Genomic DNA, 24903 nt, shown 5'->3' with positions numbered 1-24903 from the left:
ATTCAGAGCAGTTCAACCGCCATTGCTGTGGCCTCGCCGCCGCCGATGCACAGCGCGGCCACGCCCTTCTTGAGCCCGCGCTGCCGCAGCGCGCCCAGCAAGGTGACGACGATGCGCGCGCCCGACGCGCCGATGGGGTGGCCCAGCGCCACCGCGCCGCCGTGCACGTTGACGATCTCATGCGGCAGCTTGTATTCCCGCATCGCCGCCATGGTGACGGCGGCGAAGGCTTCGTTGACTTCCCACAGGTCCACGTCGGCCGCCTTCCAGCCGGTTTTGTCGAGCACCTTTTGAATGGCCCCCACGGGCGCTGTGGTGAACCACTCGGGCGCCTGCGCATGCACCGCATGGGCGCGAATGCGAGCGATCGGCGCGCAGCCCAGCTTGTCAGCGGTGGACTGGCGCATCAGCACCAGCGCGGCAGCGCCGTCGGAAATGCTCGACGAGGTGGCGGCGGTGATGGCCCCGTCTTTCTTGAACGCGGGCTTGAGCGTAGGAATCTTGTCGAGCTTGGCCTTGAACGGCTGCTCGTCGCGGGCGATTTTCACCTCGCCGCCCCGACCCGCCACCGTGACGGGCGCCATCTCCCACTCGAAGCTGCCGTCTTCGTTGGCTTTTTTGCTGCGCTCAGTCGAGGCAATGGCGAATGCGTCCATCTCCTCGCGGCTGAAGGCGTATTTGCTCACGCAGCTTTCAGCGAACACGCCCATGGCCTTGCCGCGGTCGTAAGCGTCTTCCAGACCGTCAAGCGCCATGTGGTCGTAAAACTGGGTGAGGCCGTATTTCACGCCCTTGCGCACAAAGGCAAGATGCGGCGCGTTGGTCATGCTTTCCATGCCGCCGGCCACCATCACATCGGCCGTGCCCGCAGCGAGCATGTCGTGGGCGAACATCATCGCCCGCATACCCGAGCCGCACATTTTGGACAGCGTGACCGCGCCCGCCGATTGCGGCAGCCCGGCCTTGAGTGCGGCCTGGCGCGCGGGGGCCTGGCCCTGCCCGGCCATCAGGCAGTTACCCATGAGCACTTCATTCACGGCGTCGCCCGCAATGCCCGCGCGTTGCACGGCAGCAGCGATGGCGGTAGCGCCGAGCTCCCAGGCGGGTACGGCAGCAAAGTCGCCGAGCAGGCCGCCGATGGGCGTGCGCGCGGCAGAAACCATCACGATGGGATCAGTCATGTCGAAGTCTCCTGAACAGGTTGAACGGGTGGGTTGGATGCCGCAAGAGCGCCCTCGCGGGCGAAGCGGCGGGTGGCGTCATAAGTGAACACGTCGTACAGATGGCCCTCGCGGATGCGGCTCTGGTGCTCCTGCCAGAACGCAGCGTCGAGCAGGTCGGCGTGGTGTTTCATGAACACGGCGCGCACCTTGGGGTTGCCGAGCAGAAACTGGCCGAAGGTCTCGGGAAACACGTCGTGCGGACCCACGGCGTACCAGGGCTCGGCGGCCATTTCGTCTTCTTCGTTGCGCGGCGCGGGCACGCGGCGGAAGTTGCAGTCGGTGATGTACTCGATCTCGTCGTAGTCGTAGAACACCACCTTGCCGTGGCGGGTGATGCCGAAGTTCTTCCACAGCATGTCACCGGGAAAGATATTGGCCGCCACCATGTCCTTGATGGCGTTGCCGTATTCAATGACGGCGGCGTCGAGCTGGGCGTCGTCAGCCTCTTGCAGATAGATGTTGAGCGGAATCATGCGCCGCTCGATGTAGCAGTGCCGGATGATGATGGTGTCGCCGTCGTATTCGAGTTGCGAGGGGCAGAAGGTTTCGATTTCCTGAATCAGCTCGGGCGAGAAACGGGCTCGCTCGAAGGCCACGTTGGAGTATTCCAGCGTCTCGGCCATGCGCCCTACGCGGTCATGCTGTTTCACCAGCAGGTACTTGCCCTTGATTTTGTCGCGGGTAGTGTCTTTCTGCGGCGGATAGAAGTCTTTGATGACTTTGAACACAAAGGGAAAGGACGGCAGGGTGAACACCACCATCACCATGCCCTTGATGCCCGGCGCCACGATGAACTGATCGCTCGAATGCCGCAGGTGATAGAGAAAGTCGCGGTAGAACAGGGTCTTGCCCTGCTTGGCCAAACCCAGCGCGTTGTACAGCTCGGCGCGCGGCTTGCGCGCCATGAGGCTGCGCAAAAACTGCACATAGGCCGACGGGATTTCCATATCGACCATGAAATAGGCGCGGGCGAAGGAGAACAGCAGCAGCAGATCGTCTTCGGTGAGCAGCACCGTGTCGATAAAGAGCTGGCCGCGCTCGTTGTGCAGGATGGGCAGCGCCAGCGGAAATTCGGTGAAGCCGTTGATCACCTTGCCCACCGCATACGCGCCCTTGTTGCGGTAGAACAGCGAGTCGAGCATCTGAATCTGGAAGTTGGCGCGCAGGCGCACATCGTTGCCGAAGCGCTGGCGCACGGCGGCCAGCACCTGGCCCACGTCGCGGTCCAGATCTTCGAAGGGCAGCGCAAGCTGAAAGTTCTCGATGGCGCGGCGCAGACAGGCGTGCAGCGCCTCGTGGGTGTGCGGGTAATACACACGGAAGGTCGGCTTGGCGGCGGGCTCTTCGTTCTCGATGTACTCGGTGGACAGCGCGGGGCGCACGAACAGAAACTCGTTGTTGAAATGCTCACGCCGCAGAATCTTGGTCGTCACCGAGTTGAAAAACGTCTCGGCCAGCTCGGGCTGGTGGTGATTGGTCAGCAGGCCGATGTAGTGCAGCTTGGCCTGCTGCCAGATTTCCATGGGCTGGTTGCCGGCATCAAGTTCGTTCTGCAGCCGCTCAGTGGCTTCGTCCACCCGCTGGTCGTAAAACGCGATGCGCTCGCGCTGCGCTGCCTGCTGCCCGGCCCAATCGGCCCGCTCGAAGCGCTGCTTGGCCGCGGCGCTTACTTGGCGGAACAGGCGGTAGTGGCGATTGAAGCCTTCGAGCATGGTGCGCGCCATGGCAAAAGCCACGGGGGAATCGAGGCGGGGCGGGAATTGGTTCATCGGGCATTGGCAATACGAAAACACCCTGCCCACTGTAAGCCCGCGACGCTGGCAAGGCAAAGCGCCCAGCGCTTGACGCCGCTGCGTGCTAGGCTTTTCAGGCGGTCGGCATAGACACCGCGCCGACTTTTTCGAACCATAAGACCAGGAGATTTCTGATGCCCGCCTTGCTGCCCAATGTCGATCCCGATGGACTGCTGGAGTATTCGGTGGTTTACACCGACCGCTCGCTCAACCACATGTCGGCCAAGTTTCAGCAGGTTATGCGCGATCTGTCGTCCATGCTCAAACAGGCCTACAACGCGCAGGCGGCAGTCATCGTGCCGGGTAGCGGCACATTTGCCATGGAGGCCGTGGCGCGGCAATTCGTGCAGGGCGCGCAGGTGCTCATCGTGCGCAACGGCTGGTTCAGCTATCGCTGGAGCCAGATCATCGAGACCGGGCATTTGTCGGACAAAGTCACAGTGCTCAAGGCCCGCCGCGTGGCCGATTCGTCCGAGTCGCCCTTCACGCCCGCGCCCATAGCCGAGGTGGTCGCCACCATCGCCCGCGAAAAGCCCGCCGTGGTGTTCGCCCCGCATGTGGAAACCTCCGCCGGCATGATGCTGCCCGACGACTATCTGCGCGCTGTCGCCGACGCGGTGCATGCGGTGGGCGGCGTGTTCGTGCTCGACTGCATCGCCTCGGGTGCGATGTGGGTGGACATGCAGGCCACCGGCGTGGACGTGCTGGTCAGCGCACCGCAAAAAGGCTGGAGCGGCCAGCCCTGCTGCGGCTTCGCCATGCTTTCCGAGCGGGCTTTGCAACGGCTGGAGACGACCACGAGCGACAGCTTTTCCTGCGACCTGAAAAAGTGGCATCAGATCATGCAGGCCTACGAAAAAGGCACGCATGCCTATCACGCCACCATGCCCACCGACACCCTGGCGGAAGTACGCGACCAGATGCGCGAGGCGTTCAGCTACGGCCTGCCCGCGCTCAAGGCCGCGCAGATCGAACTGGGTCGCGCAGCGCGCTCTTCGTTGGAGCAACGCGGCGTCAAGAGCGTGGCGGCGCCCGGCTTTCAGGCGCCGGGCGTGGTGGTGAGCTACACCCGCGATCCCGACATTCAGAACGGCAAGAAGTTTGTGGCACAGGGTATGCAGATTGCCGCCGGTGTGCCGCTGGCCTGCGACGAACCGGCCGACTACATGAGCTTTCGCCTCGGCCTGTTCGGGCTGGACAAATGGAAGGACGTGCCCGCCGCCGTGCAGCGGCTGGACGCGGCGCTCGACGCCGTGGGTTTGCACCTGCCGGAAAAAGCGCATCGCTAGCCGCCTCGGTAAGCGCCTCGGTAACTGAATCACCCGCCGCATCAGTCGCTCAGCCCTGTTCGCTACCCAGCTTCACGGCTTCACGCCGTTTGCGCGAACAGTTCCCGCCCGATCAGCATGCGGCGGATTTCGGATGTGCCCGCGCCAATCTCGTACAGCTTGGCGTCGCGCCACAACCGGCCCAGCGGGTAGTCGTTGATATAGCCGTTGCCGCCGAAAATCTGGATGCCCTCGCCCGCCATCCAGGTGGCCTTTTCGGCGCACCACAGAATCACGGCCGCGCAGTCTTTTCGCACCGAGCGGGCATGGCCGTCGCCCAGTGCGTCGAGGTTTTTGCCCACGGTGTAAAGCAGGCTGCGCGCGGCCTGCAGCACGGTGTACATATCGGCCAGCTTGCCCTGGATGAGCTGGAACTCGCCGATGCTCTGGCCGAACTGCTTGCGTTCGTGCACATAAGGCACCACGCTGTCCATCACCGCCTGCATGATGCCCACCGGCCCGGCGGCCAGCACCGCGCGCTCGTAATCCAGGCCGCTCATCAGCACTTTGACGCCGCCGTTCAAATGGCCCAGCACGTTCTCTGCGGGCACCTCGCAATCCTGAAACACCAGCTCGCCGGTATGGCTGCCGCGCATGCCCAGCTTGTCGAGCTTCTGCGCCACCGAAAAACCCTTGAAACCCTTCTCCACCAGGAAGGCAGTGATGCCCTTGGAACTTGCGGCCGGATCGGTCTTGGCGTAGACCACCAGCACATCGGCATCGGGCCCGTTGGTGATCCACATCTTGCTGCCGTTGAGCACGAACCCATCACCTCGCCGGTCAGCACGCAGCTTCATGCTCACCACGTCGCTGCCGGCGCCCGGCTCGCTCATCGCCAGCGCGCCCACATGCTCGCCGCTAATCAGTTTGGGCAGATACTTCGCCTTCTGCGCGGCGCTGCCGTTGCGGCGGATCTGGTTGACGCAGAGGTTGGAATGCGCGCCGTAGCTCAAGCCCACCGAGGCGCTGGCGCGGGAGATTTCTTCCAACGCCACCATATGCGCCAGATAGCCCATGCCCGTGCCGCCATCGGCCTCGGGCACGGTGACGCCCAGCAGGCCCAGGTCGCCGAACTTGCGCCACAGATCCATCGGGAACTGATCGGTGCGGTCGATCTCGGTCGCGCGCGGGGCAATTTCTTGCTCGGCAAAGTCGCGCACGGCCTCGCGCAGAGCAGCGATGTCTTCGCCGAGTTGGAAGTCCAGTCCGGGTAGTTGCATGAGGTCTCCTCGCTTGTTTGTTTCGATGCGTTGTTTCGACGTAATTTCAATACCGCTTGGGCACTGGCGCGATGGTCTGCTGCATCACCGCGCAAACTGTCTCAGCGCCGTCCTCATCGCGGTGCATCACTTCGGCGGTGGTGATGATCAGCCGCTTGCCCGCCCGGATTACCCGCCCGTAGGCGCGCAGTTCACCTCCCGCAAAGGCCGCTAGAAAATTGCTTTTGTACTCCACCGTGGTGACTTCGTCGCCTTCGGGCGCCAGAGTCATCGCCGCATAGCCACCGGCCACGTCGGCCAGCGCGCCAATGGCCCCACCGTGGAAGCCGCCCTGCTGCTGGCTGATCCGTTCTGAATGCGGCAGCCGTAGTTCCGCCCGCCCCGGCCCCAACCGCACCATCTCCACGCCCAACGCGGCCATCAAGCCTTGGCGGGCAAAACTCTGGCGAATAGCCGCCTCCTGCGCAGGCGATAGAACGGCGGGGGCGGTGGTCATGGTGGCAAGTCTCCGTGGGGGCTGCTCTGCTGGCAGATTTCCGGTGATCTTACCTTCCGTTTACGTCAACGTGAATAGCCACTCCTCCAGCACCCATCCAGAACCAGCGCTCCCCTCACCCGCCCTGCTTCTTCAGCAGCCCCCGCGCCTCGGTCTCGTAGGCGCGAATCTCCTCCAACGTCGCCTTGAGATCGGCCATGCGGCCTTCGATGTCGGCGCGGTGCTCGGCCAGCACTTCCAGGTAGCGGCGCAGTTGCGGTGCGGTGTCGCGCGGCGACTCGTACATCATCACCAGTTCCTTGATCTCGGCCAGGCTGAGGCCCAGCCGTTTGCCCCGCTGAGTGAGTTTGAGCCGCGTGCGGTCGCCTTGGGTATACACGCGCAGCCGACCCTGGCGCTGCGGGCAGAGCAAGCCGGCTTCTTCGTAAAAGCGGATGGCGCGGGTGGTGAGGTCGAACTCGCGGGCGAGCTCACCAATGGTGAAAGTGGGGGCGGCAGGTGCAGCAGCGGCTTTTTTCATGCGTGCCTATACTCGGCTCCAGTTGACGTTAACGTCAAGTGTAGTTTGCGCCATCACGCTCCCAACCTTTTGAATCCGCCCGCCATGTCCGCCCAGCCCGCCTTTGATGCCATCCGCTACCCCTTTGGAGAAACGACGCCCGCACTGGGAGAAAGCATCGAGCTGGCGCCGGGGCTGCGCTGGCTGCGCATGGGGCTGCCTTTCGCGCTGAACCACATCAACCTCTGGCTGCTGGAAGACACCGTGGACGGCGTGCGCGGCTGGACGATTGTGGACTGCGGCATCGACTCCCTGCCCACCCGCGCGGCATGGGAGCAGGTGTTCGCCACGCAACTGGGCGGCCTGCCGGTGCTGCGTGTGGTGGTCACGCACATGCACCCAGACCACGTCGGGCTGGCGCACTGGCTCACCGCGCGCTGGAATTGCCTGCTGTGGATGAGCGCCACCGACTATGCCGTCTCGTGCATGGCGGCGCGCGGCTGCATGACCATCGGCGGAGAGGCGATGGCGGCGCACTACGCCGCGCATGGCCTGGCCGACCCGCAGACTCTGACCGCCATCCGCAAGCGCACCGACTACTACAGCGGCCTGGTGCCCGCCATGCCCACGCGTTTCGTGCGCCTGCAGGACGGCGACGTGCTGCGCATCGGAGAGCGCGACTGGCGCTGCGTCGCGGGCTACGGCCATGCGCCGGAACACATCAGCCTATACAGCGAGGCCGACGCGCTGTTCATCGCAGGTGACATGCTGCTGCCTCGCATCTCCACCAACATCAGCGTGAACGACAACGAACCGCTGTCCAATCCTTTGCAACAGTTTCTCGACAGCCTGGCGCGCTTTAGCGCCTTGCTGTCGGACGACACGCTGATCTTCCCCTCGCACGGCCTACCCTTCCGCGGCGCCCTGGCCCGCATCGGGCAGTTGCAGCAGCATCACCACGAGCGTCTGGCCGAAGTGATGCAGGCCTGCGCCACGCCGCAAACCGCGGCCGACCTGCTGCCCGTGCTGTTCAAACGCCCGCTGGACGTGCACCAGATAACCTTCGCCATGGGCGAGTCCATCGCCCATCTGCACAAGCTGTGGTTCGATGGGCAGTTGCGCCGCCTGGAAGACGGCGGGGTCTATCGTTTCGTGCGCTAACCCGCATTTCTACTGCCGCGGCGCAGTGATATTTTCAACGCCGCCATGCCCGACAACACGACTGCCGCCGACAACCCACCGCCGCAAAACGCGGCCCTGGTGCTGCTGGGCGGCGGGGCGCGCACGGCCTATCAGGCCGGAGTGCTCGGCGGTGTGGGCGAGATTCTGCAGGCGCAGGGCTGGCCCGCGCAGCGCAACCCGTTTCCCGTGGTGTGCGGCACCTCGGCCGGGGCGATCAATGCGGCGTATTTCGCCAGCCGCTGCGCCGAATGGCCAGCCGCCCTGCATGAACTGCAAACGCTTTGGAGCACCCTGCAGGCGCACGAGGTCTTCGGGGTCGGCACAGGGCAACTGCTGCGCGGCGGCGCGCGCTGGCTCGGGCTGATGGCATTCGGCTGGCTGTGGAAGCAGAACCCGCGCGCCCTGCTCGACAACACCCCGCTGGCCGACACCCTGGGTCGGCGGGTGCACTTCGATGCGGTGGACGCCGCGATTCAGAGCGGCGCCTTGCGCGCGCTATCTGTGGCCACCTCCAGCTATACCAGCGGGCGGCACATCACCTTCTTTCAGGCCCACCCCGAGGTGCAGCCCTGGCGGCGGCCTGGGCTGTGGGGCATTGCGCAGCCCATCGGCGTGGAGCACTTGCTGGCGTCGAGCGCCCTGCCCTTCGTGTTTCCGGCCACGCCGCTGTATGGCGAAGTCGGGCCGGAATACTTTGGCGACGGCGCCATGCGCCAGCTCGCCCCGCTGGCTCCTGCCATTCATCTGGGCGCAGAACGCGCACTGGCCATCGGCGTGGCCGAGCCGCATCCCGAGGCGGGGCAAATGCGCCGGCATCTGCCGCCCTACCCCAGCGTGGCGGAGATTGCGGCGCACGCCATGTCCAGCGTGTTTCTCGACACCCTGCGCGCCGACGCGCAGCAGGCCGGGCGCATCAACCGCATGTTGGCGGATCTGCCGCCCGAGGTGCGCGCCAATCTGCCTTACCGCCCCCTGCCCACGCTGACCCTGCTGCCCTCCACCTCGATCGACGCCATTGCCGCGCGGCACTGGCACAGCATGCCCCGTGGCGCGCGGCTGCTGCTGCAATCGGTGGGCATGGGTACCGGCCGAGGATCGGCGCTGGCCAGTTATCTGCTGTTCACGCCGGATTACCTCTCCGCCTTGGTCGAACTCGGCCGGGCCGATGCGCTGGCGCAGCGCGATGCGATCACGGCGTTTTTCAACCTCACCGCGCCCGACCCGCATTGCGCATAATGCAGCCCTATGCTCAATGTGTTCACCCTCAAGAATGGTCGCCTGGTGCAGCAGGAGGTCGGCGACCCGCAAACCCTCGCGGGGCTGCAGCCCGTCTGGGTCGATCTCGAATCGGCCGATCCGCGCGAGCTCGGCTGGGTCGAGGCCCGCTTCGGCCTGACCATCCCCGCCGACGTCCTCGATCAGGATCTGGAGGAATCCGCGCGGTTTTACGAGGAGGAAGAAGACGGGCAATTGCATCTGCGCACCGACTTTCTCATCAGTGACGAAGAGCGTCCGCGCAACGAGCGCGTGGCCTTCATCGTTCACGGCAACGTGCTGTTCTCCATCCACACGCACGACCTCATCGTCTTTCGCCTGCTGCGGCTGCGGGCGCGTCGCATGCCCGGGCTGATTGAAAACGCCACTGACGTGCTGCTCGCGCTCTACCTCACCGACGCCGAATATTCGGCCGATACCCTCGAAGGCATTTACGACGATCTGGAGGCCATCGGCGCGCACATCCTCAAGCCGCGCCCCAGCGACCAGGACGCATCCGAGGCACTCACCGGCATCGCGCAGCAGGAAGACCTGAACGGCCGCATCCGCCGCAATGTGATGGACACCCGCCGCGCGCTGAGCTTTCTGTTGCGCAGCCGCCATCTCAGCGCCGATCAGTCGCAAGAGGCGCGGCAGATCCTGCGCGACCTCGACTCGCTCGACGGCCACACCGCCTTTCTGTTCGACAAGATCAACTTCCTGATGGACGTCACCGTCGGCTTCATCAACATCAACCAGAACAAGGTCATCAAGATTTTTTCCGTCGCTGCCGTCGCCATGCTGCCGCCCACGCTGATCGCCAGCATCTACGGCATGAACTTCAAACACATGCCCGAGCTCGACTGGCCCCTCGGCTACCCCTTCGCCCTGGGGCTGATGGTGCTCACCGTCATCGCGCCGTTCTGGTTTTTCCGCAAAAAGGGCTGGCTCGATTAGAGCCTGTTCAGCCGGCCGCGGCAGCGCGTTTCAGTCGCCGTACCACGGCGCCGAGCACCGGCACCGTGGCGTAGAAATCGCAGGCGTCCCAATAGTCGCGGTGATCCATCACCAGCCCCTGCGCATCGAGCACGAAGCGCGTGGCGCCGGCCACGACTTGCGCAGACGCGCCCTTGCGCAGGGCGAAGTGGAAATCCCAGGTCATCCACCCCACATTGCCCTGCCCGGTGACCTCGCTCACCACAAAACGCGGCGCATGCAGTTTGGCGTACATATGCGCAAACTGCGCCGTGATGGCGGGCAAGCCCTGCACGCGATTGAACGGGTCTTGAAACGTGGCCTGCGGGGCGTAAACCTGCGTCAGCACGTCGAGCTGGTCGGCGCGCAGTTGTTCAAACACACGGGCGATGCGGTGCAAAGGACAGGCGTGCAAAGGCGGGGCAGCGTCGATTTCCATGATGCGCATCTTATGCAGTAGCGCGACGCCGCGCTGGAATCAGATGCGCGGCAGCAGCACAGCCGCCCAGATCAGCACGCACAGCAGCAGGGTGAGCAGCACGGCGGCACTGCCCAGGTCCTTGGCGGTCTTGCTCAGGTCGTGCCGCTCCAGCGAAACGCGATCGACGGTGTACTCGATGGCGGTGTTGAGCAGCTCGACAATGAGCACCAGCAGCACACTGCCTGCGAGTACGGCCCGCTCGGTCCAGGTGCGACCGAGCCACAGCGCCAGCGGCAGCAGGATGAGGGCCAGCGTGAGCTCCTGGCGGAACGCCGACTCGGTCTGCCACGCAGCGCGCAAACCGCTCATGGAGTTGATACCCGCGTGATACACGCGCGATAGCCCGGTGCGGGTTTTGTAGGGATTGGGCGCCGCCTCCGGCTTGGGCAGGGGCGCGCGTTCGCGCTGCTGGGCCATGGGTTCAGTGCGTCGTTTGCGTCGCACTATTTGCCGCACTACTTTCGCGAACGGCCTTGCGCAAATGATCGAGAAACTGCCGCGAGGCCGCTTCCCAGGTGAATTTGCGCGCATGCGCCAGCGCCACGCTGCGCGGAATCTGCAGGGCGCGCAGGCAGGCGGCCTTGAGGTCGTTGTCGAGCGCACCGGCAGGGCTTTCGCCGATCACATCGAGTGGGCCGGTCACGGGATAAGCCGCCACCGGGCAGCCGCAGGCCATCGCTTCGATCAGCACCAGCCCGAAGGTGTCGGTCTTGCTCGGAAACACGAACACATCGGCGCCGGAATAGACCTTGGCGAGCTCGTCCTGCGTGAGCACGCCGAGAAAGCGCACGCCGGGATACTGCTTGCGGATGCGCTCCAGCTCCGGCCCTTCGCCCACCACCCACTTGGTACCCGGCAGGTCGAGCTGCAGGAAAGCGTCGATGTTCTTTTCCACCGCCACCCGGCCAACGTACAGAAAGATGGGCGGCTTGCCGTCGAGCCGTTCACCTTCGCGCGGGTAGAACATGCGGTGATCCACCCCGCGCGACCACAGCCGCACATTTCGAAAACCATGCTCCTGCAAATCGCGCTGCACCACTTGCGTGGGCACCAGCACGGCGCGGCCGGCGTTGTGAAAGCGCCGCAGATAGGCATAAGTCCACCCCAGCGGCACACGAAAGCGCGCCTGGACGTATTCGGGAAAGCGGGTGTGGTACGCCGTGGTCAGCGGAATGTCCAGACGCTGCGCGATGCGCCGCGCGGCCTGGCCCAGCGGCCCTTCGGTAGCCACATGCACCACGTCGGGCATGAACTCGGTCACCCGCTGCATGATGCGCGAACGCGGCCGCAGGCTGAGGCGGATTTCGGGATAGGTCGGGCAGGGAATGGTGCGAAAACTGCCCGGCTCCACCACCTCGACCACTTGCCCCATGTCGCGCAGCTGCCCGATGGTGGTCTTCAGAGTGCGCACGACGCCGTTGACCTGCGGCTCCCAGGCGTCGGTGACGATGAGAATGCGCAGCGGCGGCGTGCCGGCGGCGGGGGGCCAGGGCTTTTCGGCCGCGGCGGCCACTTGAGGAGCGACTGCGGAGGCGATCATGCGTGGACGGGTTGTGTGGGTGCGGGATGTAAAGGGGCGGGATGCGTTGCAGTCTGCGGCGCCAGCTCCGCCAGCACCTGCAGCCCGGCGTTCCAGTGCAGCAGCTTGAGGCGGCCGTCGAAGTCTTCAGCCAGCGCGGTCAGGCTCTCCACCCAGTCGCCGCAGTTGGCGTAGATCTGCCGGTCTTCGCTGCGCAGCTCGGCGCGGTGAATATGACCGCAGACCACACCGTCGCACTGCTGGCGTCGCGCTTCATCGCTGAGCAAGGTCTCGAAACTCGAGATGGTGTTCACCGCCGCCTTGACCTTGTGCTTGAGATATTGCGATAGCGACCAGTACGGCAGACCGAGCTTGAGCCGCGCATGGTTGAGCCAGCGATTGAGCTTGAGGGTGAACATGTAGGCGGCGTCGCCCAGATGCGCCAGCCACTTGGCATAGAGCACCACGCTGTCGAACAGATCGCCGTGCACGATAAGCAGGGTGCGGCCATCGGCGGTGACATGCCGCACCTGATTGATGACCTCGATGCCGCCGAAATGCAGCCCGTCGTAGGGCCGCGCGAACTCGTCATGGTTGCCCGGCACGAACACCACCCGCGTGCCCTTGCGCGCCTTGCGCAACAGCTTTTGCACCACGTCGTTGTGCGCCTGCGGCCAGTAGATGCCCTTTTTCTTGAGCTGCCAGCCGTCGATGATGTCGCCCACCAGATAAATGGTGTCGGCGCTGCAATGCCGCAGAAATTCGAGCAGCTGCGGCGCCTTGCAGTCGCGCGTGCCGAGATGAATGTCGGACAGCCACAGGGTGCGCCATTTCAACTCCGGCTCGCCCTCAGCGCCGGCTTGCGGAGCGTCGATGTGAACTGCCGCGCGCAGGGTTTCCGCCGTGGCGCCGTCTTGCGGAATCACGGCACTGCTGCGCATCATTCGGGACAGGGTTTGGATCACCATGTCGCGCATTGCATAGCTTCAATGTGTCAATCTGGTGAACGTCACGGAAAAAATATCGCTACCCAATTGACGCTGCGACTTGTTTCACATCTAGCGAGCGGGTCAAATGACAACTTCATTCCCTCGAACCCCCCTCGCCATGAGCCAGGAACGCGAACTCAAATTCCGACTCGATCCCGCCCTGCATGACGCCGTGCGCCGCCATCCGGTCTTGCAATCGATGGCGCAGCCGCCCCGGGTTCAGGCGCTGCAAACCTGGTACTTCGATACCCCGGCGCACGCCCTGCGCGAGGCGGGCCTGGCCTTGCGGGTACGGCACCCGGGGGACGGGCGGCGCATTCTCACCCTCAAGAGCAGCCCGGCGCAGGGCCTGCAACTCGCGCGCGGCGAATGGGAGTTCGACATCGACGCCGACACGCCCGACGCCGCGTCGCTGCAACGCCTGAGCGAGACGCCACTGGCCCGCCTGGGCGACCTTGATGCGCTCGCCAGCCAGTTGCAGGCGGTGCTCGGCACCCGGGTGCAGCGCACCCTATGGTGGGTCGATTGGGAGGGCTCGCAACTCGAGGTCTGCCTCGATCACGGCCAGGCGCTGGGCGGCGTCACCCCAGACGCGCCCAGCCTCTTGGTCAGCGAATTGGAGATCGAGTTCATCAGCGGCCATTGGCTCCACGCTTTCGACCTTGCGTGGACGCTGGCGCAAGACCTGCCGCTGCTGATCTCGCCCATCAGCAAGGTTCAGCTCGCAGCGATTGCCGCAGGCGCCGCCACGCTGCAACTGCCCGCGCTCGCTCGCGAACTGCCTCCGCATGAACAGGGCGGGCAGGCCGTAGCCGACGTGCTGCAGCAGGCAACCGCCGTCATTGCCGTCGGCGCCGATCTGTTGCACGACAAAGCCCTGCCCGAAACCGTGCACCAGATGCGGCTGCAGTTGCGCCGACTGCGGGTGCTGCTGCGGCTGCTTCAGACCACGGGGCCGAAGTCGCAACGCGCAGCCTGCCGCTGGCTGCGCGACGAATGGCGCTGGGCCGGACAACTGCTGGGCGCGGTGCGCGATGTCGACGTCTGCATTGAACAGGCCAGCGCGCCCGGCAGCACACACGCCACCCTACGCGACGGTCTCGCCCAACGCCGCGAGGCGCGTCTTCAAGCCCTGTTGACCTATCTGCGCAGCGCCCGCTTCGGCCGCGTACTGCTGGCGCAGACGCGCTGGGCCGAGTGCTGGAGCGGCAGCCAGATCATTGCCGCCGAGATGTCCACCGAACAGCTGGCCCGCAGGCTGCTGCGCTTGCACCGCGACGACCTGCATTTGCACCCGCAGCGCTGGGCCGAACTGCTGGCCATCTGGGACAGCCTCGCCGCGACACCGATCGACGCCCCCTGGAGCGCGCTGCACGCCCTGCGCCTGCGCGCCAAGCAATTGCGTTATGCGCTGGAATGGCTGGCCCCCTGGATCGGCCAGTCGCTGGGCGACGAAGGCAAAGCCTGGCTCAAACTCACCAGCGCCCTGCAAACCGACCTGGGCAAAGCGCTCGACACCCACCGGCTGGCGCGTTGGATGATCAGCGACCCAAGCACTCCGCCGTCACAGCCCAACGCGTTCAGCGAACAGGCCATGCACGATGCCTTCAAGCAGGCCCGCACCGGCTTGCAGCGCGCGCTCCAAGCCGCCCGCGGCAAGTCAAGAGAGGGTTGAACTTGGGGTTGAACTTGCCTGCAACTGGTCGCGCCGTGTCGCAGTGAGGTAAATCACCAGGGCCAGAATCGTGACCAGGAACAGGGCACTGGTGCCCATGGTTCCCAGACCGAGCCCTCCTTCAGCACCGGGTTTAGACAACCAGTCACCCAAGGTCGCGCCCAGCGGGCGGGTGAGGATGTAAGCGACCCAGAACGTGGTCACGGCACTGGCCTTGAAGAGGTAGTAGGCCGCTGCCGTCAGCGCAATGGCGCCGCCAAACAGCAAGGCCGACAAGGCATAGCCGAGCTGCAGCCGCTCAGCGGCCAGATCGCCTCCGGCAGTACCCAGCGCAAAGGTGAACAGAATCGTCGCCCAGTAAAACCCTTCTCGTTTTGGCGTGGCAATGCTGTGGATCGACAGATCATGCTCGCTGCCCCACCAGATCGCAAACGTCGCCAGCAAGGCCAGCGCAAACAAGGCAGTGCTCACCGGCAGCGGCACACCCAACTGATCGGTCAGATTGTCGGTCAGCAAGGTGCCCACGACGCTGATGAGCGTCACCGTCAACCAGTAAAGCCAGGGAACGTAACGGCTGGCGCGCATCTGCGCCGTCAGCACACCGATGAACAAGAGGGTCATCACCGCGCTGGTGGCGACCAGGCCCAGATGCAGATCCACCGACAGATAGTCTGCAGCGGTTTCGCCCACCGTGGTGGCCATGATTTTGATCAGCCAGAAGTAAAGCGTGATGACGACCGGAACCTTGACCGCCAGCGCCCAACCAGGCTGCGCGGCTTTTACTGCGTTTTGCATGATGAACTCCCTGAATACCGTTTGCGTTGTTGTGGCGTCGCGTGCGGCGCGACCCCGGCATTCTGGAGAGGACGACTTAGCGCAAGGTGAGCGACTGGCTCCGCTTGCGACTGCGGGCCCTCAGCCGCTCTTGCGCAGATTGGCCGGGGCGATGCGCAGCGCTTCGCGGTATTTGGCCACGGTGCGCCGCGCCACCTGCACGCCTTGCTGCGTGAGGCGTTCGGCGAGTTCGCTGTCCGACAGGGGTTTGGCGCTGTCTTCTTCAGCCACCAGGCGGCGGATGAGTTCGCGTACCGCGGTGGATGAGGTGTTGCCCCCGGCCTCGGTGCTCAGGCCAGAGCCGAAAAAATACTTCAGCTCGACAGTGCCAAAGGGCGTGAGCATGAACTTCTGCGTGGTCACGCGCGAGATGGTCGATTCGTGCAGGCCGAGTTCGTCGGCGATTTCGCGCAGCACCATGGGCCGCATGGCCACGGGGCCGAAGTCGAAAAAACGCTGCTGGCGCTCGACGATGGTCTGCGACACGCGTTGAATGGTCTCGAAACGCTGCTGCACGTTTTTCACGAACCAGCGCGCCTCCTGAAGCTGTCCCTGCATGGCGCCGCCGCTGTCGCGTGCGCGGCGCATGGCGTCGGCATAGATCTGATTCACGCGCAGCCGGGGCATGACCTCGGGGTTGAGCTGCGCCACCCAGCCTTGCGGGGTCTTGCGGGCGATGACATCGGGGGTCACGGCTTGCGCGGCATCGCGGCGGAAGGCGCTGCCGGGATGGGGGTCGAGCTGGGCGATGCGTTGCTGCGCCAGGCGCAGCGCGGCTTCATCGGCTTCGAGCTGGCGTTCGAGCTTGCGCCAGTCGCGCTTGGCCAGCAGATCGAGATGACCGCCGCGGCAAATCTGCAGGGCGAGTTCGCGCACGGGACAAGACGCCTGGCGCTGAAGCTGCAGGCAGAGACAGTCGGGCAAATCGTGGGCGGCGACACCGGCCGGGTCGAAGCTCTGAATCAGGCGCATGGCCGTGGTCAGCGCATCGGCCAGGTCTTCGAGCTGCTCGGCGTCTGCCGCGGGGGCGAGGGCCTGCGCCAGTTCCAGCGGGGTGTCGGGCAGATAGCCGTCGTCGTCGAGCGAGTCGATGATGGCTTCGGCAGCCGCGCGGTCGGTGGCGCTCAGCGCAAGCCCGGCCAACTGACCGCGCAGGTGGTCGCGCAGATCGAGGTGTTCGGAGGCAATGTCGAGCGCGCTGAATTCGTCGTCGTCACCCCCGCCCCCGCTGACGGACTGGCCTGAGCTGACCCAGGAGTCGGCGTCGGCATCGGTATCCGCACCGTGATCGGTTTCGCCGCTGCTGGCCGTCCAGTCCTGCGTGTCGAGTTGCAGCTCAGCGGCGGGCTCGGCGGCTGCGTCATGCCCTTCGACCGATGTCTGAGACGGGTCGGGCGCCAAAGGCGGTGGCGACTCGGATGTCGGCGCGGCAGCGGGCGCCTCTTGCTCTTCTTCAGGTTCGAGGAAGGGATTGGATTCGAGCAGGCCCTCGATTTCCTGCGTGAGTTCGAGGGTGGAGAGTTGCAGCAGCCGGATGGACTGCTGCAACTGCGGCGTGAGTGCGAGATGCTGGGACAGGCGCAGGTTCAGCGACGGCTTCATCGCGGCTTACATGCGGAAGTTTTCGCCGAGGTACACCTTGCGTACCGCGGGGTTGTCGATGATGGATTGCGGATCGCCCTGCGCCAGCACCTGCCCTTCGCTGATGATGCAGGCCCGGTCGCAGATGCCTAGCGTTTCACGCACATTGTGGTCGGTGATCAGCACGCCGATGCCCTGCTCTTTCAGGAACTGAACGATGCGCTGAATCTCGATGACCGCAATCGGATCGATGCCGGCAAACGGCTCGTCGAGCAGGATGAAGCGCGGTTGCGTGGCCAGCGCGCGGGCGATTTCCACCCGCCGCCGCTCGCCGCCCGAAAGCGCGGGGGCGGGGCTGTCGCGCAGATGTTCGACGTGCAGTTCGCGCAGCAGATGATCTTCGCGTTCGCGGATTTCGGCCCTGCCCAGGCGGCGCCCTTGCGCGTCGCGCTGCAACTCCAGCACCGCCCTCACGTTCTCGGCCACCGTCATGCGGCGGAAGATCGACGCCTCCTGCGGCAGATACGACAACCCCATGCGCGCACGGCGGTGCATCGGAGAATCGCTCACGTCCTGGCCGTCGATGTGGATGCGCCCCGCGTCGGGCCGCACCAGGCCGACGATCATGTAGAACGACGTGGTCTTGCCCGCGCCGTTCGGCCCCAGCAGCCCGACCACCTCGCCACAGCGCACGCTGAAGCTAACGTCGCGCACCACCTGCCGACCGGCATAGCGTTTCTGCAAATGTTGAACGTCGAGCTCCGGGCCGGTGGCCGCGCGGGACGACGGAGTTGAAGGCACGCGCGCGGCTTCAGCCGGGGCGACGGGCTCCAGGCCGCCCCGCACCACGGTCTGTCCAGCGGAATGCGGCTGGACGCTCAAGGCTGTGTCCCCAGCTTCGGGGCGACTTTGAGCGCGGGAGGCGATTTGGGCGCCGTCGGCGCGGACGGGGCGGCGGGCTGCGGCGTCAACATCACCCGCACCCGCCCTCCAGGGTTGGTGGCCGTGGCGCCCTGCGCACCGCCTTCGACGGTGAACACATCGGTGATCTGGTTGTAGGCAATCACATTGCCCTGGCTGCGGTCGGCCAGCTTGCCGTCGATCAGTCGGCTGAGCATGGCCTGGCCACGCAGCGTCACCACATCGGTCTTACCGTCGTATTCGATGCGCTGCGCGGCGCCGTCCATGGTTTGCGTGGGCTGGCCGGGCGCGGTATCGAGTTGTTGCTGGAAGGTGGCCAACTGGCCCGGCGCGGCGATCGCCGTCGCGTACTGATAGCCGTCCGGCGCCTGGCGCACATCGACCGTTGCGGCGCGCAGCACCAGAGAACCCTTGGTGACGACCACGTTGCCGGTGAACACACTGGTCTGGTGCACGTCGTCGTAGCGCATGGCGTCGGCCTCGATGTGAATCGGCTGGTTCCGGTCGGTCTGCGCCGCAAGCACGGGCAGCGCCAAGCTCGGCGCACACAGCAGGGTCAACAACAGAATTCTGGCCACTCGTTTCATCGGCATGGGTTTTGCTTTAGTCGATCCATTCTAGGGCCAGTTCAGGCGATTTCGCAGCAATTTTGCGGGGCTCAAAAAACACTGCCCGCGGCATGCGGGCAGTGTTGAGATGTGGCAGGGCGACGCGCTTACTTCTTCTCCGCCTGCACCTTCTTGATCAGGTAGTCCACGACCTCGAGCACCTTCTTGTTGTTGTTGGCTTCAGGCAGCGCCGCAGAAGTGGTGTAGGTGCCCTGAACCGCCATGGTCGGCACCCCGCTGATCTGATAGTCCGTCACCATTTGCGTGGCCTGCCGGACTTGCGCATTCACGCCGAACGAGTTGTAGGCATCCAGGAACGCTTTTTTGGGAATGCCCTGCTGTGCCAGCCAGTTGGCCATCTGATCGGCCGTGCCCAGAGGAATGTGCTGTTTGTGGATGGCGTTGAAAATCTTGGCCTGCATCGCATCGTCGAGCTTGCCCAGCGCCTTCAGTGCGTAGTAGAGGTGCTGTTGCGGCACGAACTGAGGAGAAAAAGCGACGGGCACGCGCTCGAGCACCACTCCGGCGGGCAGTTTTTTCTGCCAGGCTTCGAGCAGGGGGTCGAAGTCGGCGCAGTGCGGGCAGTCGTACCAGAAAAACTCGTACACCACGATTTTGTCCGACGGGCTCACCGGCTGCGGCACGGCCAGGCGGTTGTAGGCAAAACCCTCGTTGAACGGGCTGCTCTTGGCGGGCGTCTGCGCCTGCGCTCCCGCAGCAAGAAAGCCCATTGAAAACACCATGAACACCACGGAAAGCCAGCGTTGAAACATGAGTCGTCCTTTGGTTTGAAGATCTGAATAGGGTTTTATGAACCGGTGCGCATCAGGGCGGTTTGAACCCCGTTATCGCCCAGAAGTTTCTGCGTCTGCTCGGCTTGCTGCGCCGAGGTGAATGGCCCCACTCGAACGCGATAGAGGGTGCGCCCGTTGACAACGCGCTCATCCACATGCGCTTCCTGACCGATCAGAGCCACCTTGGCGCGCTGACGCTCGGCGTCTTCGCGCGTGCTGTACGCCCCGACCTGCAGCACATACTGCACGGGGCCTTGGGCGGCCGGTTTGGTTGGGGCGGCCGGGGTTGTCGCGCCTCCCGTCGTCGGCGCGAGTGCCGCCTGTGAGGCCCCCGCAGCGGGCTGCCCCAGTTTGGCCAGCGCCTGAGGAGACAGCGGCTTGCTCGCCACCGTCACGGGCATGGAACCGCTGCCCGCAGGCGGCGCTGCGGTTGCGCCGCTCAAGCCCTGATTGGGATTCCAGTTGCTGGCCCCGGAAGCCGCACTGGCGGGACGCTCCTGGAATCGATTCATGAAGGGCAGCGGCGCCTTGGTGATGTAGAGGGCAACGCCGAGGGCGATACCCAGGCCGATGACCAGGCCGACGATCAGGCCGATCACGGTGCCGCCGAACTGGCCGCGGAGTGTGGTGCGTTTAGACATGGAAGACAGAAGTGTGCGTTGTCGATGGAGCCCTGCGGACGCGCCGTGCGCTTACATGCGCTGCGGCGCGCTCACGCCGAGCACGGCCAGTGCATTGTGCATCACCTGACGCACGGCACGCAGCAGCCGCAGGCGCGCATGCCGCAGGGGAAGTTCGTCGACCAGCACGCGTTCGGCGTTGTAGAAAGCGTGGAAATCGGCAGCCAGATCGCGCAGATAGAAGGCCACCTGATGCGGCGCCAGTTCCTGTGCCGCTGCGGCCAGGACTTGCGGATAGCGCGCAAGCGTGAGTTGCAGCGCTCGTTCGCGCGGGGCGATCAGCAGTGACAAGTCGGCTTGCTCGATGAGCGCGGGCTGCGCGGCCTCTTGCGGGGCTCGGGCGGCCCATTGTTCGAACACCGAGTTCACCCGGGCGTGGGCATATTGCACGTAGTAAACCGGGTTTTCGTCGCTTTGCGCCAGGGCCAGATCGACATCGAACACGAATTCGGTATCGGCTTTGCGCGAGACCAGAAAAAAGCGCACGGCGTCTCGCCCTCGCTGCAAAGCCGCCTGACGCTGCTCGTCGCTCATGTCGTCGCGCACGCCGCCCGACCATTCAATCAGGTCGCGCACGGTCACATAGCTGCCCGCGCGCTTGGAGATTTTCACCTCCTGACCGCCCCGCATCACCGTGACCATTTTGTGCAGCACATAGTCGGGATAGCCGGTGGGTATGCCGAGGTCGAGCGCCTGCAGCCCGGCGCGCACTCGCGCGATGGTGCCATGATGATCCGAGCCCTGAATGTTCACCGCGCGATGAAACCCACGCTGCCATTTGGCCAGGTGGTAGGCCACATCGGGAACGAAATAGGTGTAGGTGCCGTCGGACTTGCGCATCACGCGGTCCTTGTCGTCACCGTATTGCGTCGTGCGCAGCCACAGCGCGCCGTCCTGCTCGTAGGTGTGGCCCGAGGCCTGCAAGCGCTGCACCGCATCTTCCACCCGGCCATCGGTGTAGAGGCTGGATTCGAGGTAATAGTTGTCGAACCGAATGCCGAAAGTCTTGAGATCGAGATCCTGCTCGCGGCGCAGATAGGCCACGGCAAAACGGCGGATATTGTCCAGATCTTCGGCTTGACCATTGGCCACGATGGGCTGACCTTGGTCGTCTGGTACCGATTCACACGCCAGAAAGTCCCGCGCAATGTCGGCGATGTAGTCGCCGTTGTAGGCCGACTCGGGCCATTGCGCATCGCCCGGCTTGTACCCACGCGCCCGGGCCTGAACCGACAGCGCGAGCGTCTGGATCTGCACCCCGGCGTCGTTGTAATAAAACTCGCGCTGCACCGCCCAGCCTTGAGTGGTCAAGACGGCGGCAATGGCATCGCCCAACGCCCCCTGGCGCCCATGCCCCACATGCAACGGCCCGGTCGGATTGGCCGAAACAAACTCCACCAGCATGGGCTGCTCGCGCCCCGCACGGGAATGCCCGAACTTCGCCTCACCCTGCTCGACTTCCACAATCACCTGCTGCAGCACCGCAGGATGGAGGTGAAAGTTGATGAATCCGGGACCGGCGATTTCAGTGCGGGCGATGCCCTCGGCCAAGTCAGCATTTGTGCGCAACGCATCGATGATTTGCTGAGCGACATCGCGCGGGTTGCGTTTGAGCGGTTTGGCCAGTTGCATCGCCAGATTGCTGGCCAATTCGCCATGATCGTCGCTGCGCGGACGGCTGAGTTCGATAGAGCCTGAAAACTCGGGCTGCAAGGCCGTTGCCGCTTGTTGCAGCGCTGTGGTCAACCGCGCGGTGAATTCGATCATTATGGGAATGTTGTAAAGACGCAAAGTCGGCATTTTATGGGTCTGTTGCCGTTCTTCGCGCCCGCACAACCGTATGGTGTAATGAATTGCCGGTTTGCAACCTTTCGTTGCACGGCTTGATCGCACAACCGCCTACTGCGGTCCGGTCACAACACAACTTGGAGGAATGATGAAAAAACTGATCGCCACCCTCGGTCTCGCCCTGGGCCTGATGGCCCTGCCTGTGCTGTCTCAAGCGCAAGGCACACCGCAGCAAAGCCGCATGGCCCAATGCAACAAGGAAGCCACCGGCAAGACCGGCGAGGCCCGCAAGACCTTCATGAAAGAGTGCCTGGCCAGCAAGCCCGCCGCAGCTGCCGAAACTGCCAAGCCTGCCAGCAAAGAAGCCTCCAAGCCCGAACGCAAGACAGAACAAAAAGCCGCTGCCGGCGAAAAGAAGCTGACCCCGCAGCAAGAGAAGATGTCGTTCTGCAGCAAAGATGCCAAGGCCAAAGGCATGAAAGGCGAAGAGCGTAAAAAATTCATGAGCGAATGCCTGCGTAAGAAATAATTCAAACGCTTGCACGCGGTTTGCACGCACCTTCGGGTGCGTTTTTCATTTGTGGTCTTGGAAGCAGGAAGTGTGTCGCTACTGCTGCACCACGGAGTAGCCGCTCAATCCCAGTCCCTGTAATTTCTGCACTAGCGTGGCATCCGGTGCGGCGCCTGTGATCGGTCCGATCTGCACACGGTAGAACGTCTGACCCCGGATATAGCCGGGCACCACCAATACGTCGTCGATGCCTGCGGCCTGCAGACGCGCTTTTTCCGCCTCGGCATTGGCTTGCAGCGTGAATGCGCCAGTCTGCACATAGTTTTGCGGTGAAGCGGAGTTTGCGGGCAGGTTCAACGCAGGCTGCGGCATTGGCGGCTGAGCGCTGGTGGCAGCGGCAGGCAACGCAGCCTGTGGGTCAGAGACGGCCGGCACAGAGGTTGACAATGAGGCGGGCGTAAGCGGCGGCAGCGTCTGCACTTCGATGGGCGCAGGCTCTGGCGCCTGCTGGGGCAAGCTCGCCCCGGGCGTTGGCATCGACGGCACCTGCGTGACGGGCGCCGCAGCGAACTGCTGCGGCGCAAACGCGGGCTGTTCCGACAAGGAAGCAGATGGCGGGCTCACGACAGGCGCCGACCCGGTTTGCGGCGACGGCTGCGGCGTGGCCGCCTGCGCGATTTGCAAGGGGGCGTTGGCCCCCTCGGGCAGGGCCACGATGCGCACCCGCGCCGTGCCCGTTCGGGTCACGCCCAGAGCCTGCGCTGCGCCCATCGACAAATCGAGCAAACGTCCGCTGACAAATGGACCCCGATCATTGACCAGCACCAGGGCGCTCAGACCGTTGTCGAGATTGGTCACCTGAACGCAGGTCGGCAGCGGCAAGACGCGGCTGGCGGCCGAAAAGTCTCGCGGGTTGAAACGCGTGCCCATCGACGTGGTGGTGCCCGACTCCCAGCCGTACCAGGAGGCGATGCCTACTTCGTCGTAACCGTCGGCGTTGCGCAAGGGGCTGTAGCTGCGGCCCCGCACGGTATAAGTGCGGTTGTAGGCCGCACGCAGATTGGGCGGTGGAGCGTGGCACCCCTCCTGCGCATTGATTGGCGCCCCGCCCGAGGCGCTGCGCTGCGGCGCACTGGCGCAGCCCCCTAAGGCCAAACCCAGCAACAGTGCAACGGCGAGCAGAGATCCTGGCAGGCGCGGCCTGCTGTCCCGACCTCCTTGGGCTGTCGTCCATACGCCCCCACCTGCGCTCATTCACCGACTCCACATTGCTCGCGTCCAGTTCATCGTAACGGCGGCGAAGCGCAAAACAAAACAGCCCGCACGAGCGGGCTGTTCTTTTGCAACGGTTGACCCAAGAGAACTCAAAGAAACGTAGGGCCGTCCCAAGTTTGCTTGCCCCCCACGGTGGCGGGCTGGGCGCAGCCCGGCCCTGGGGGCTCTCAGTGCGCTCGGCCGCGAAGCCTGCGGATCGCCGCAAGCTGGGCGGCCAGCATGGCGAGTTCACCCTCCACCACAGCGACGTCTTGCACTTCTTTGGCATGCGCGCGCGCGTCTTGCGCGGCCTTGAGCGCCTCGTTGGCCTTGGCCTCGTCGAGATCTTTTCCCCGAATGGCGGTGTCCGCGAGCACGGTCACCCTCTTGGGCTGCACTTCAAGAATGCCGCCTGCGACAAAGATGAACTCTTCCTTGCCGCCTGAGGCGTTGGCTTCGGCCAACTCGATTCGCACCGAGCCCGGCTTGATGCGGGTGATCAAGGGGGTGTGGCCGGGCAGAATGCCCAGTTCACCTGACTCGCCCGGAAGGGCGACGAAACGGGCTTCGCCGGAGAAGATGGATTCTTCGGCGCTGACGACGTCGACATGGATGGTGTTCATGGCTTCAATCCGGAACGTGATGCGGTTTCAGGCTCCAGCCGACGGTCTTTTGCATCGTCGGCCGGATTGGATCGCTTCAAGCTCGCTGGCTTAGTTGAGTTTCTTGGCCTTCTCGAAGACTTCGTCGATGGTGCCGACCATGTAGAACGCCTGCTCGGGCAGGGCGTCGCATTCGCCGTTGACGATCATCTTGAAGCCGCGGATGGTTTCCTTCAGCGGCACATACTTGCCGGGCGAACCGGTAAACACTTCGGCTACGTGGAAGGGCTGCGACAGGAAACGCTGGATTTTGCGGGCGCGGGCCACAGCCTGCTTGTCTTCCGGCGAGAGTTCGTCCATGCCCAGAATGGCGATGATGTCGCGCAGTTCCTTGTAGCGTTGCAGAATGCCCTGCACCGCGCGGGTGGTGGAGTAGTGCTCTTCGCCGATGACGTTGGGGTCAATCTGGCGGCTGGTGGAATCCAGCGGATCGACCGCCGGGTAGATGCCCAGCGAGGCGATGTCGCGGCTCAGCACCACGGTGGCGTCGAGGTGGTTGAAGGTGGTTGCGGGCGACGGGTCGGTCAAGTCGTCCGCCGGCACGTACACGGCCTGGATGGAAGTGATGGAGCCGGTTTTGGTGGAGGTGATGCGCTCTTGCAGCTTGCCCATTTCGTCGGCCAGCGTCGGCTGGTA

Annotated in this window: 25 protein-coding genes; 6 read left to right on the top strand and 19 right to left on the bottom strand. The window is 64.5% G+C overall.

All coding sequences use genetic code 11. The annotated features are described in order from the left end of the window. Positions 1-2: 2 nt before the first annotated feature. A complete protein-coding gene (locus ABT24_RS10485) occupies positions 3-1181 on the bottom strand; it encodes an acetyl-CoA C-acyltransferase (RefSeq protein ID WP_276729449.1) in 1179 nt (392 codons plus the stop codon). Further along, positions 1178-2992, bottom strand: coding sequence for a bifunctional isocitrate dehydrogenase kinase/phosphatase (aceK, locus tag ABT24_RS10480; protein ID WP_276729451.1), 1815 nt, complete (start codon positions 2990-2992; stop codon positions 1178-1180). Before aceK ends, ABT24_RS10485 begins: the two co-directional genes overlap by 4 nt. Positions 2993-3150: 158 nt before the next feature. Between aceK and ABT24_RS10475 the strand changes: the two genes are divergently transcribed. Next, positions 3151-4305, top strand: coding sequence for an aminotransferase class V-fold PLP-dependent enzyme (locus ABT24_RS10475; RefSeq protein WP_013124203.1), 1155 nt, complete (start codon positions 3151-3153; stop codon positions 4303-4305). An 80-nt stretch (positions 4306-4385) separates the two neighbouring features. On the opposite strand, the gene ABT24_RS10470 is transcribed toward ABT24_RS10475, so the two are convergent. The 3 genes from ABT24_RS10470 to ABT24_RS10460 all read right to left on the bottom strand — a co-directional run bounded on the left by ABT24_RS10470 (position 4386) and on the right by ABT24_RS10460 (position 6580). Then, positions 4386-5564 carry an isovaleryl-CoA dehydrogenase gene (locus ABT24_RS10470; RefSeq protein WP_013124204.1) on the bottom strand — a complete coding sequence of 393 codons (1179 nt, stop codon included), beginning with the start codon at positions 5562-5564 and terminating at the stop codon, positions 4386-4388. 46 nt (positions 5565-5610) lie between these two features. Then, the gene (locus tag ABT24_RS10465) at positions 5611-6060 is read right to left on the bottom strand and encodes a PaaI family thioesterase (RefSeq protein WP_276729453.1); all 450 of its coding nucleotides are present in this window, start codon (positions 6058-6060) and stop codon (positions 5611-5613) included. Positions 6061-6175: 115 nt separating this feature from the next. After that, the gene (locus ABT24_RS10460) at positions 6176-6580 is read right to left on the bottom strand and encodes a MerR family transcriptional regulator (RefSeq protein WP_013107132.1); all 405 of its coding nucleotides are present in this window, start codon (positions 6578-6580) and stop codon (positions 6176-6178) included. 84 nt (positions 6581-6664) lie between these two features. Here ABT24_RS10460 and ABT24_RS10455 point away from each other — a divergent pair, with 84 nt between their 5' ends. The 3 genes from ABT24_RS10455 to corA are packed head-to-tail and all read left to right on the top strand — an operon-like array spanning position 6665 to position 9952. Further along, a complete protein-coding gene (locus tag ABT24_RS10455; protein ID WP_013124206.1) occupies positions 6665-7720 on the top strand; it encodes an MBL fold metallo-hydrolase in 1056 nt (351 codons plus the stop codon). Positions 7721-7765: 45 nt separating this feature from the next. After that, the gene (locus ABT24_RS10450; protein ID WP_013124207.1) at positions 7766-8977 is read left to right on the top strand and encodes a patatin-like phospholipase family protein; all 1212 of its coding nucleotides are present in this window, start codon (positions 7766-7768) and stop codon (positions 8975-8977) included. 9 nt (positions 8978-8986) lie between these two features. Further along, complete coding sequence (gene corA / locus ABT24_RS10445; protein WP_013107135.1) at positions 8987-9952, top strand: magnesium/cobalt transporter CorA; 966 nt, start codon at positions 8987-8989, stop codon at positions 9950-9952. Between the two features lie 7 nt (positions 9953-9959). Here the strand turns inward: corA and ABT24_RS10440 are convergent, their stop codons facing one another. From ABT24_RS10440 to ABT24_RS10425, 4 genes are all read right to left on the bottom strand, one after another. After that, positions 9960-10409, bottom strand: coding sequence for a nuclear transport factor 2 family protein (locus tag ABT24_RS10440; RefSeq protein WP_276729456.1), 450 nt, complete (start codon positions 10407-10409; stop codon positions 9960-9962). 39 nt (positions 10410-10448) lie between these two features. Beyond that, complete coding sequence (locus ABT24_RS10435) at positions 10449-10868, bottom strand: diacylglycerol kinase (protein WP_013124209.1); 420 nt, start codon at positions 10866-10868, stop codon at positions 10449-10451. Positions 10869-10872: 4 nt separating this feature from the next. Further along, complete coding sequence (locus ABT24_RS10430; protein WP_191088471.1) at positions 10873-11913, bottom strand: glycosyltransferase family 4 protein; 1041 nt, start codon at positions 11911-11913, stop codon at positions 10873-10875. Between the two features lie 74 nt (positions 11914-11987). Further along, positions 11988-12947, bottom strand: coding sequence for a UDP-2,3-diacylglucosamine diphosphatase (locus ABT24_RS10425; RefSeq protein WP_276729458.1), 960 nt, complete (start codon positions 12945-12947; stop codon positions 11988-11990). Between the two features lie 130 nt (positions 12948-13077). Here ABT24_RS10425 and ABT24_RS10420 point away from each other — a divergent pair, with 130 nt between their 5' ends. Continuing rightward, on the top strand, positions 13078-14634 hold the full coding sequence (locus ABT24_RS10420) for a CYTH and CHAD domain-containing protein (protein ID WP_276729460.1): 1557 nt from the start codon (positions 13078-13080) through the stop codon (positions 14632-14634). Here ABT24_RS10420 and ABT24_RS10415 read toward each other — a convergent pair. The 7 genes from ABT24_RS10415 to argS form a co-directional block, all read right to left on the bottom strand. Next, the gene (locus ABT24_RS10415; protein ID WP_276729462.1) at positions 14620-15429 is read right to left on the bottom strand and encodes a COG4705 family protein; all 810 of its coding nucleotides are present in this window, start codon (positions 15427-15429) and stop codon (positions 14620-14622) included. The genes ABT24_RS10420 and ABT24_RS10415 overlap by 15 nt on opposite strands. 120 nt (positions 15430-15549) lie before the next feature. Continuing rightward, a complete protein-coding gene (locus tag ABT24_RS10410) occupies positions 15550-17070 on the bottom strand; it encodes an RNA polymerase factor sigma-54 (RefSeq protein ID WP_276729463.1) in 1521 nt (506 codons plus the stop codon). Positions 17071-17076: 6 nt separating this feature from the next. Next, positions 17077-17850, bottom strand: a complete 774-nt coding sequence (lptB, locus tag ABT24_RS10405; RefSeq protein WP_013107143.1) for an LPS export ABC transporter ATP-binding protein — start codon at positions 17848-17850, stop codon at positions 17077-17079. Between the two features lie 77 nt (positions 17851-17927). Further along, entirely contained in the window at positions 17928-18563 is a 636-nt protein-coding gene (lptA, locus tag ABT24_RS10400) for a lipopolysaccharide transport periplasmic protein LptA (protein ID WP_013107144.1), read from the bottom strand. A gap of 122 nt (positions 18564-18685) precedes the next feature. Beyond that, positions 18686-19351 carry a thiol:disulfide interchange protein DsbA/DsbL gene (locus ABT24_RS10395; protein WP_276729465.1) on the bottom strand — a complete coding sequence of 222 codons (666 nt, stop codon included), beginning with the start codon at positions 19349-19351 and terminating at the stop codon, positions 18686-18688. 35 nt (positions 19352-19386) lie between these two features. Beyond that, positions 19387-20013, bottom strand: a complete 627-nt coding sequence (locus tag ABT24_RS10390) for an SPOR domain-containing protein (protein WP_013124217.1) — start codon at positions 20011-20013, stop codon at positions 19387-19389. Between the two features lie 51 nt (positions 20014-20064). Further along, entirely contained in the window at positions 20065-21819 is a 1755-nt protein-coding gene (argS, locus tag ABT24_RS10385) for an arginine--tRNA ligase (protein WP_276729688.1), read from the bottom strand. A gap of 94 nt (positions 21820-21913) precedes the next feature. On the opposite strand from argS, the gene ABT24_RS10380 reads away from it, so the two are divergent. Further along, positions 21914-22369 carry a PsiF family protein gene (locus tag ABT24_RS10380; protein WP_502689013.1) on the top strand — a complete coding sequence of 152 codons (456 nt, stop codon included), beginning with the start codon at positions 21914-21916 and terminating at the stop codon, positions 22367-22369. Positions 22370-22447: 78 nt separating this feature from the next. On the opposite strand, the gene ABT24_RS10375 is transcribed toward ABT24_RS10380, so the two are convergent. The 3 genes from ABT24_RS10375 to ABT24_RS10365 all read right to left on the bottom strand — a co-directional run. Next, a complete protein-coding gene (locus ABT24_RS10375; RefSeq protein ID WP_276729469.1) occupies positions 22448-23605 on the bottom strand; it encodes a septal ring lytic transglycosylase RlpA family protein in 1158 nt (385 codons plus the stop codon). A 188-nt stretch (positions 23606-23793) separates the two neighbouring features. Further along, on the bottom strand, positions 23794-24228 hold the full coding sequence (locus ABT24_RS10370; RefSeq protein ID WP_013124221.1) for a F0F1 ATP synthase subunit epsilon: 435 nt from the start codon (positions 24226-24228) through the stop codon (positions 23794-23796). Between the two features lie 90 nt (positions 24229-24318). Then, positions 24319-24903: ATP synthase beta subunit C-terminal domain-containing protein (locus ABT24_RS10365; protein ID WP_502689012.1), on the bottom strand; the 585-nt coding region annotated here is incomplete at its 5' end.

The organism is Thiomonas sp. SCN 64-16 (assembly GCF_001725585.1).
GTDB classification, from domain to species: Bacteria; Pseudomonadota; Gammaproteobacteria; order Burkholderiales; family Burkholderiaceae_C; genus Thiomonas; species Thiomonas arsenitoxydans.
Note: the sequence above shows the minus strand (reverse complement) of the source record. Positions and strands in the feature narration are given on the sequence as shown.

Coding starts and splice junctions, on each gene's coding strand:
- ABT24_RS10420 (WP_276729460.1), top strand. CDS start 13,078: ATGAGCCAGGAACGCGAACTCAAATTCCGACTCGATCCCGCCCTGCAT.
- ABT24_RS10375 (WP_276729469.1), bottom strand. CDS start 23,605: ATGAGCGCAGGTGGGGGCGTATGGACGACAGCCCAAGGAGGTCGGGAC.
- ABT24_RS10485 (WP_276729449.1), bottom strand. CDS start 1,181: ATGACTGATCCCATCGTGATGGTTTCTGCCGCGCGCACGCCCATCGGC.
- ABT24_RS10395 (WP_276729465.1), bottom strand. CDS start 19,351: ATGTTTCAACGCTGGCTTTCCGTGGTGTTCATGGTGTTTTCAATGGGC.
- ABT24_RS10425 (WP_276729458.1), bottom strand. CDS start 12,947: ATGCGCGACATGGTGATCCAAACCCTGTCCCGAATGATGCGCAGCAGT.
- ABT24_RS10470 (WP_013124204.1), bottom strand. CDS start 5,564: ATGCAACTACCCGGACTGGACTTCCAACTCGGCGAAGACATCGCTGCT.
- ABT24_RS10455 (WP_013124206.1), top strand. CDS start 6,665: ATGTCCGCCCAGCCCGCCTTTGATGCCATCCGCTACCCCTTTGGAGAA.
- lptA (WP_013107144.1), bottom strand. CDS start 18,563: ATGCCGATGAAACGAGTGGCCAGAATTCTGTTGTTGACCCTGCTGTGT.
- ABT24_RS10435 (WP_013124209.1), bottom strand. CDS start 10,868: ATGGCCCAGCAGCGCGAACGCGCGCCCCTGCCCAAGCCGGAGGCGGCG.
- ABT24_RS10475 (WP_013124203.1), top strand. CDS start 3,151: ATGCCCGCCTTGCTGCCCAATGTCGATCCCGATGGACTGCTGGAGTAT.
- ABT24_RS10370 (WP_013124221.1), bottom strand. CDS start 24,228: ATGAACACCATCCATGTCGACGTCGTCAGCGCCGAAGAATCCATCTTC.
- ABT24_RS10415 (WP_276729462.1), bottom strand. CDS start 15,429: ATGCAAAACGCAGTAAAAGCCGCGCAGCCTGGTTGGGCGCTGGCGGTC.
- ABT24_RS10465 (WP_276729453.1), bottom strand. CDS start 6,060: ATGACCACCGCCCCCGCCGTTCTATCGCCTGCGCAGGAGGCGGCTATT.
- aceK (WP_276729451.1), bottom strand. CDS start 2,992: ATGAACCAATTCCCGCCCCGCCTCGATTCCCCCGTGGCTTTTGCCATG.
- argS (WP_276729688.1), bottom strand. CDS start 21,819: ATGATCGAATTCACCGCGCGGTTGACCACAGCGCTGCAACAAGCGGCA.
- ABT24_RS10410 (WP_276729463.1), bottom strand. CDS start 17,070: ATGAAGCCGTCGCTGAACCTGCGCCTGTCCCAGCATCTCGCACTCACG.
- corA (WP_013107135.1), top strand. CDS start 8,987: ATGCTCAATGTGTTCACCCTCAAGAATGGTCGCCTGGTGCAGCAGGAG.
- ABT24_RS10460 (WP_013107132.1), bottom strand. CDS start 6,580: ATGAAAAAAGCCGCTGCTGCACCTGCCGCCCCCACTTTCACCATTGGT.
- ABT24_RS10440 (WP_276729456.1), bottom strand. CDS start 10,409: ATGGAAATCGACGCTGCCCCGCCTTTGCACGCCTGTCCTTTGCACCGC.
- ABT24_RS10450 (WP_013124207.1), top strand. CDS start 7,766: ATGCCCGACAACACGACTGCCGCCGACAACCCACCGCCGCAAAACGCG.
- ABT24_RS10390 (WP_013124217.1), bottom strand. CDS start 20,013: ATGTCTAAACGCACCACACTCCGCGGCCAGTTCGGCGGCACCGTGATC.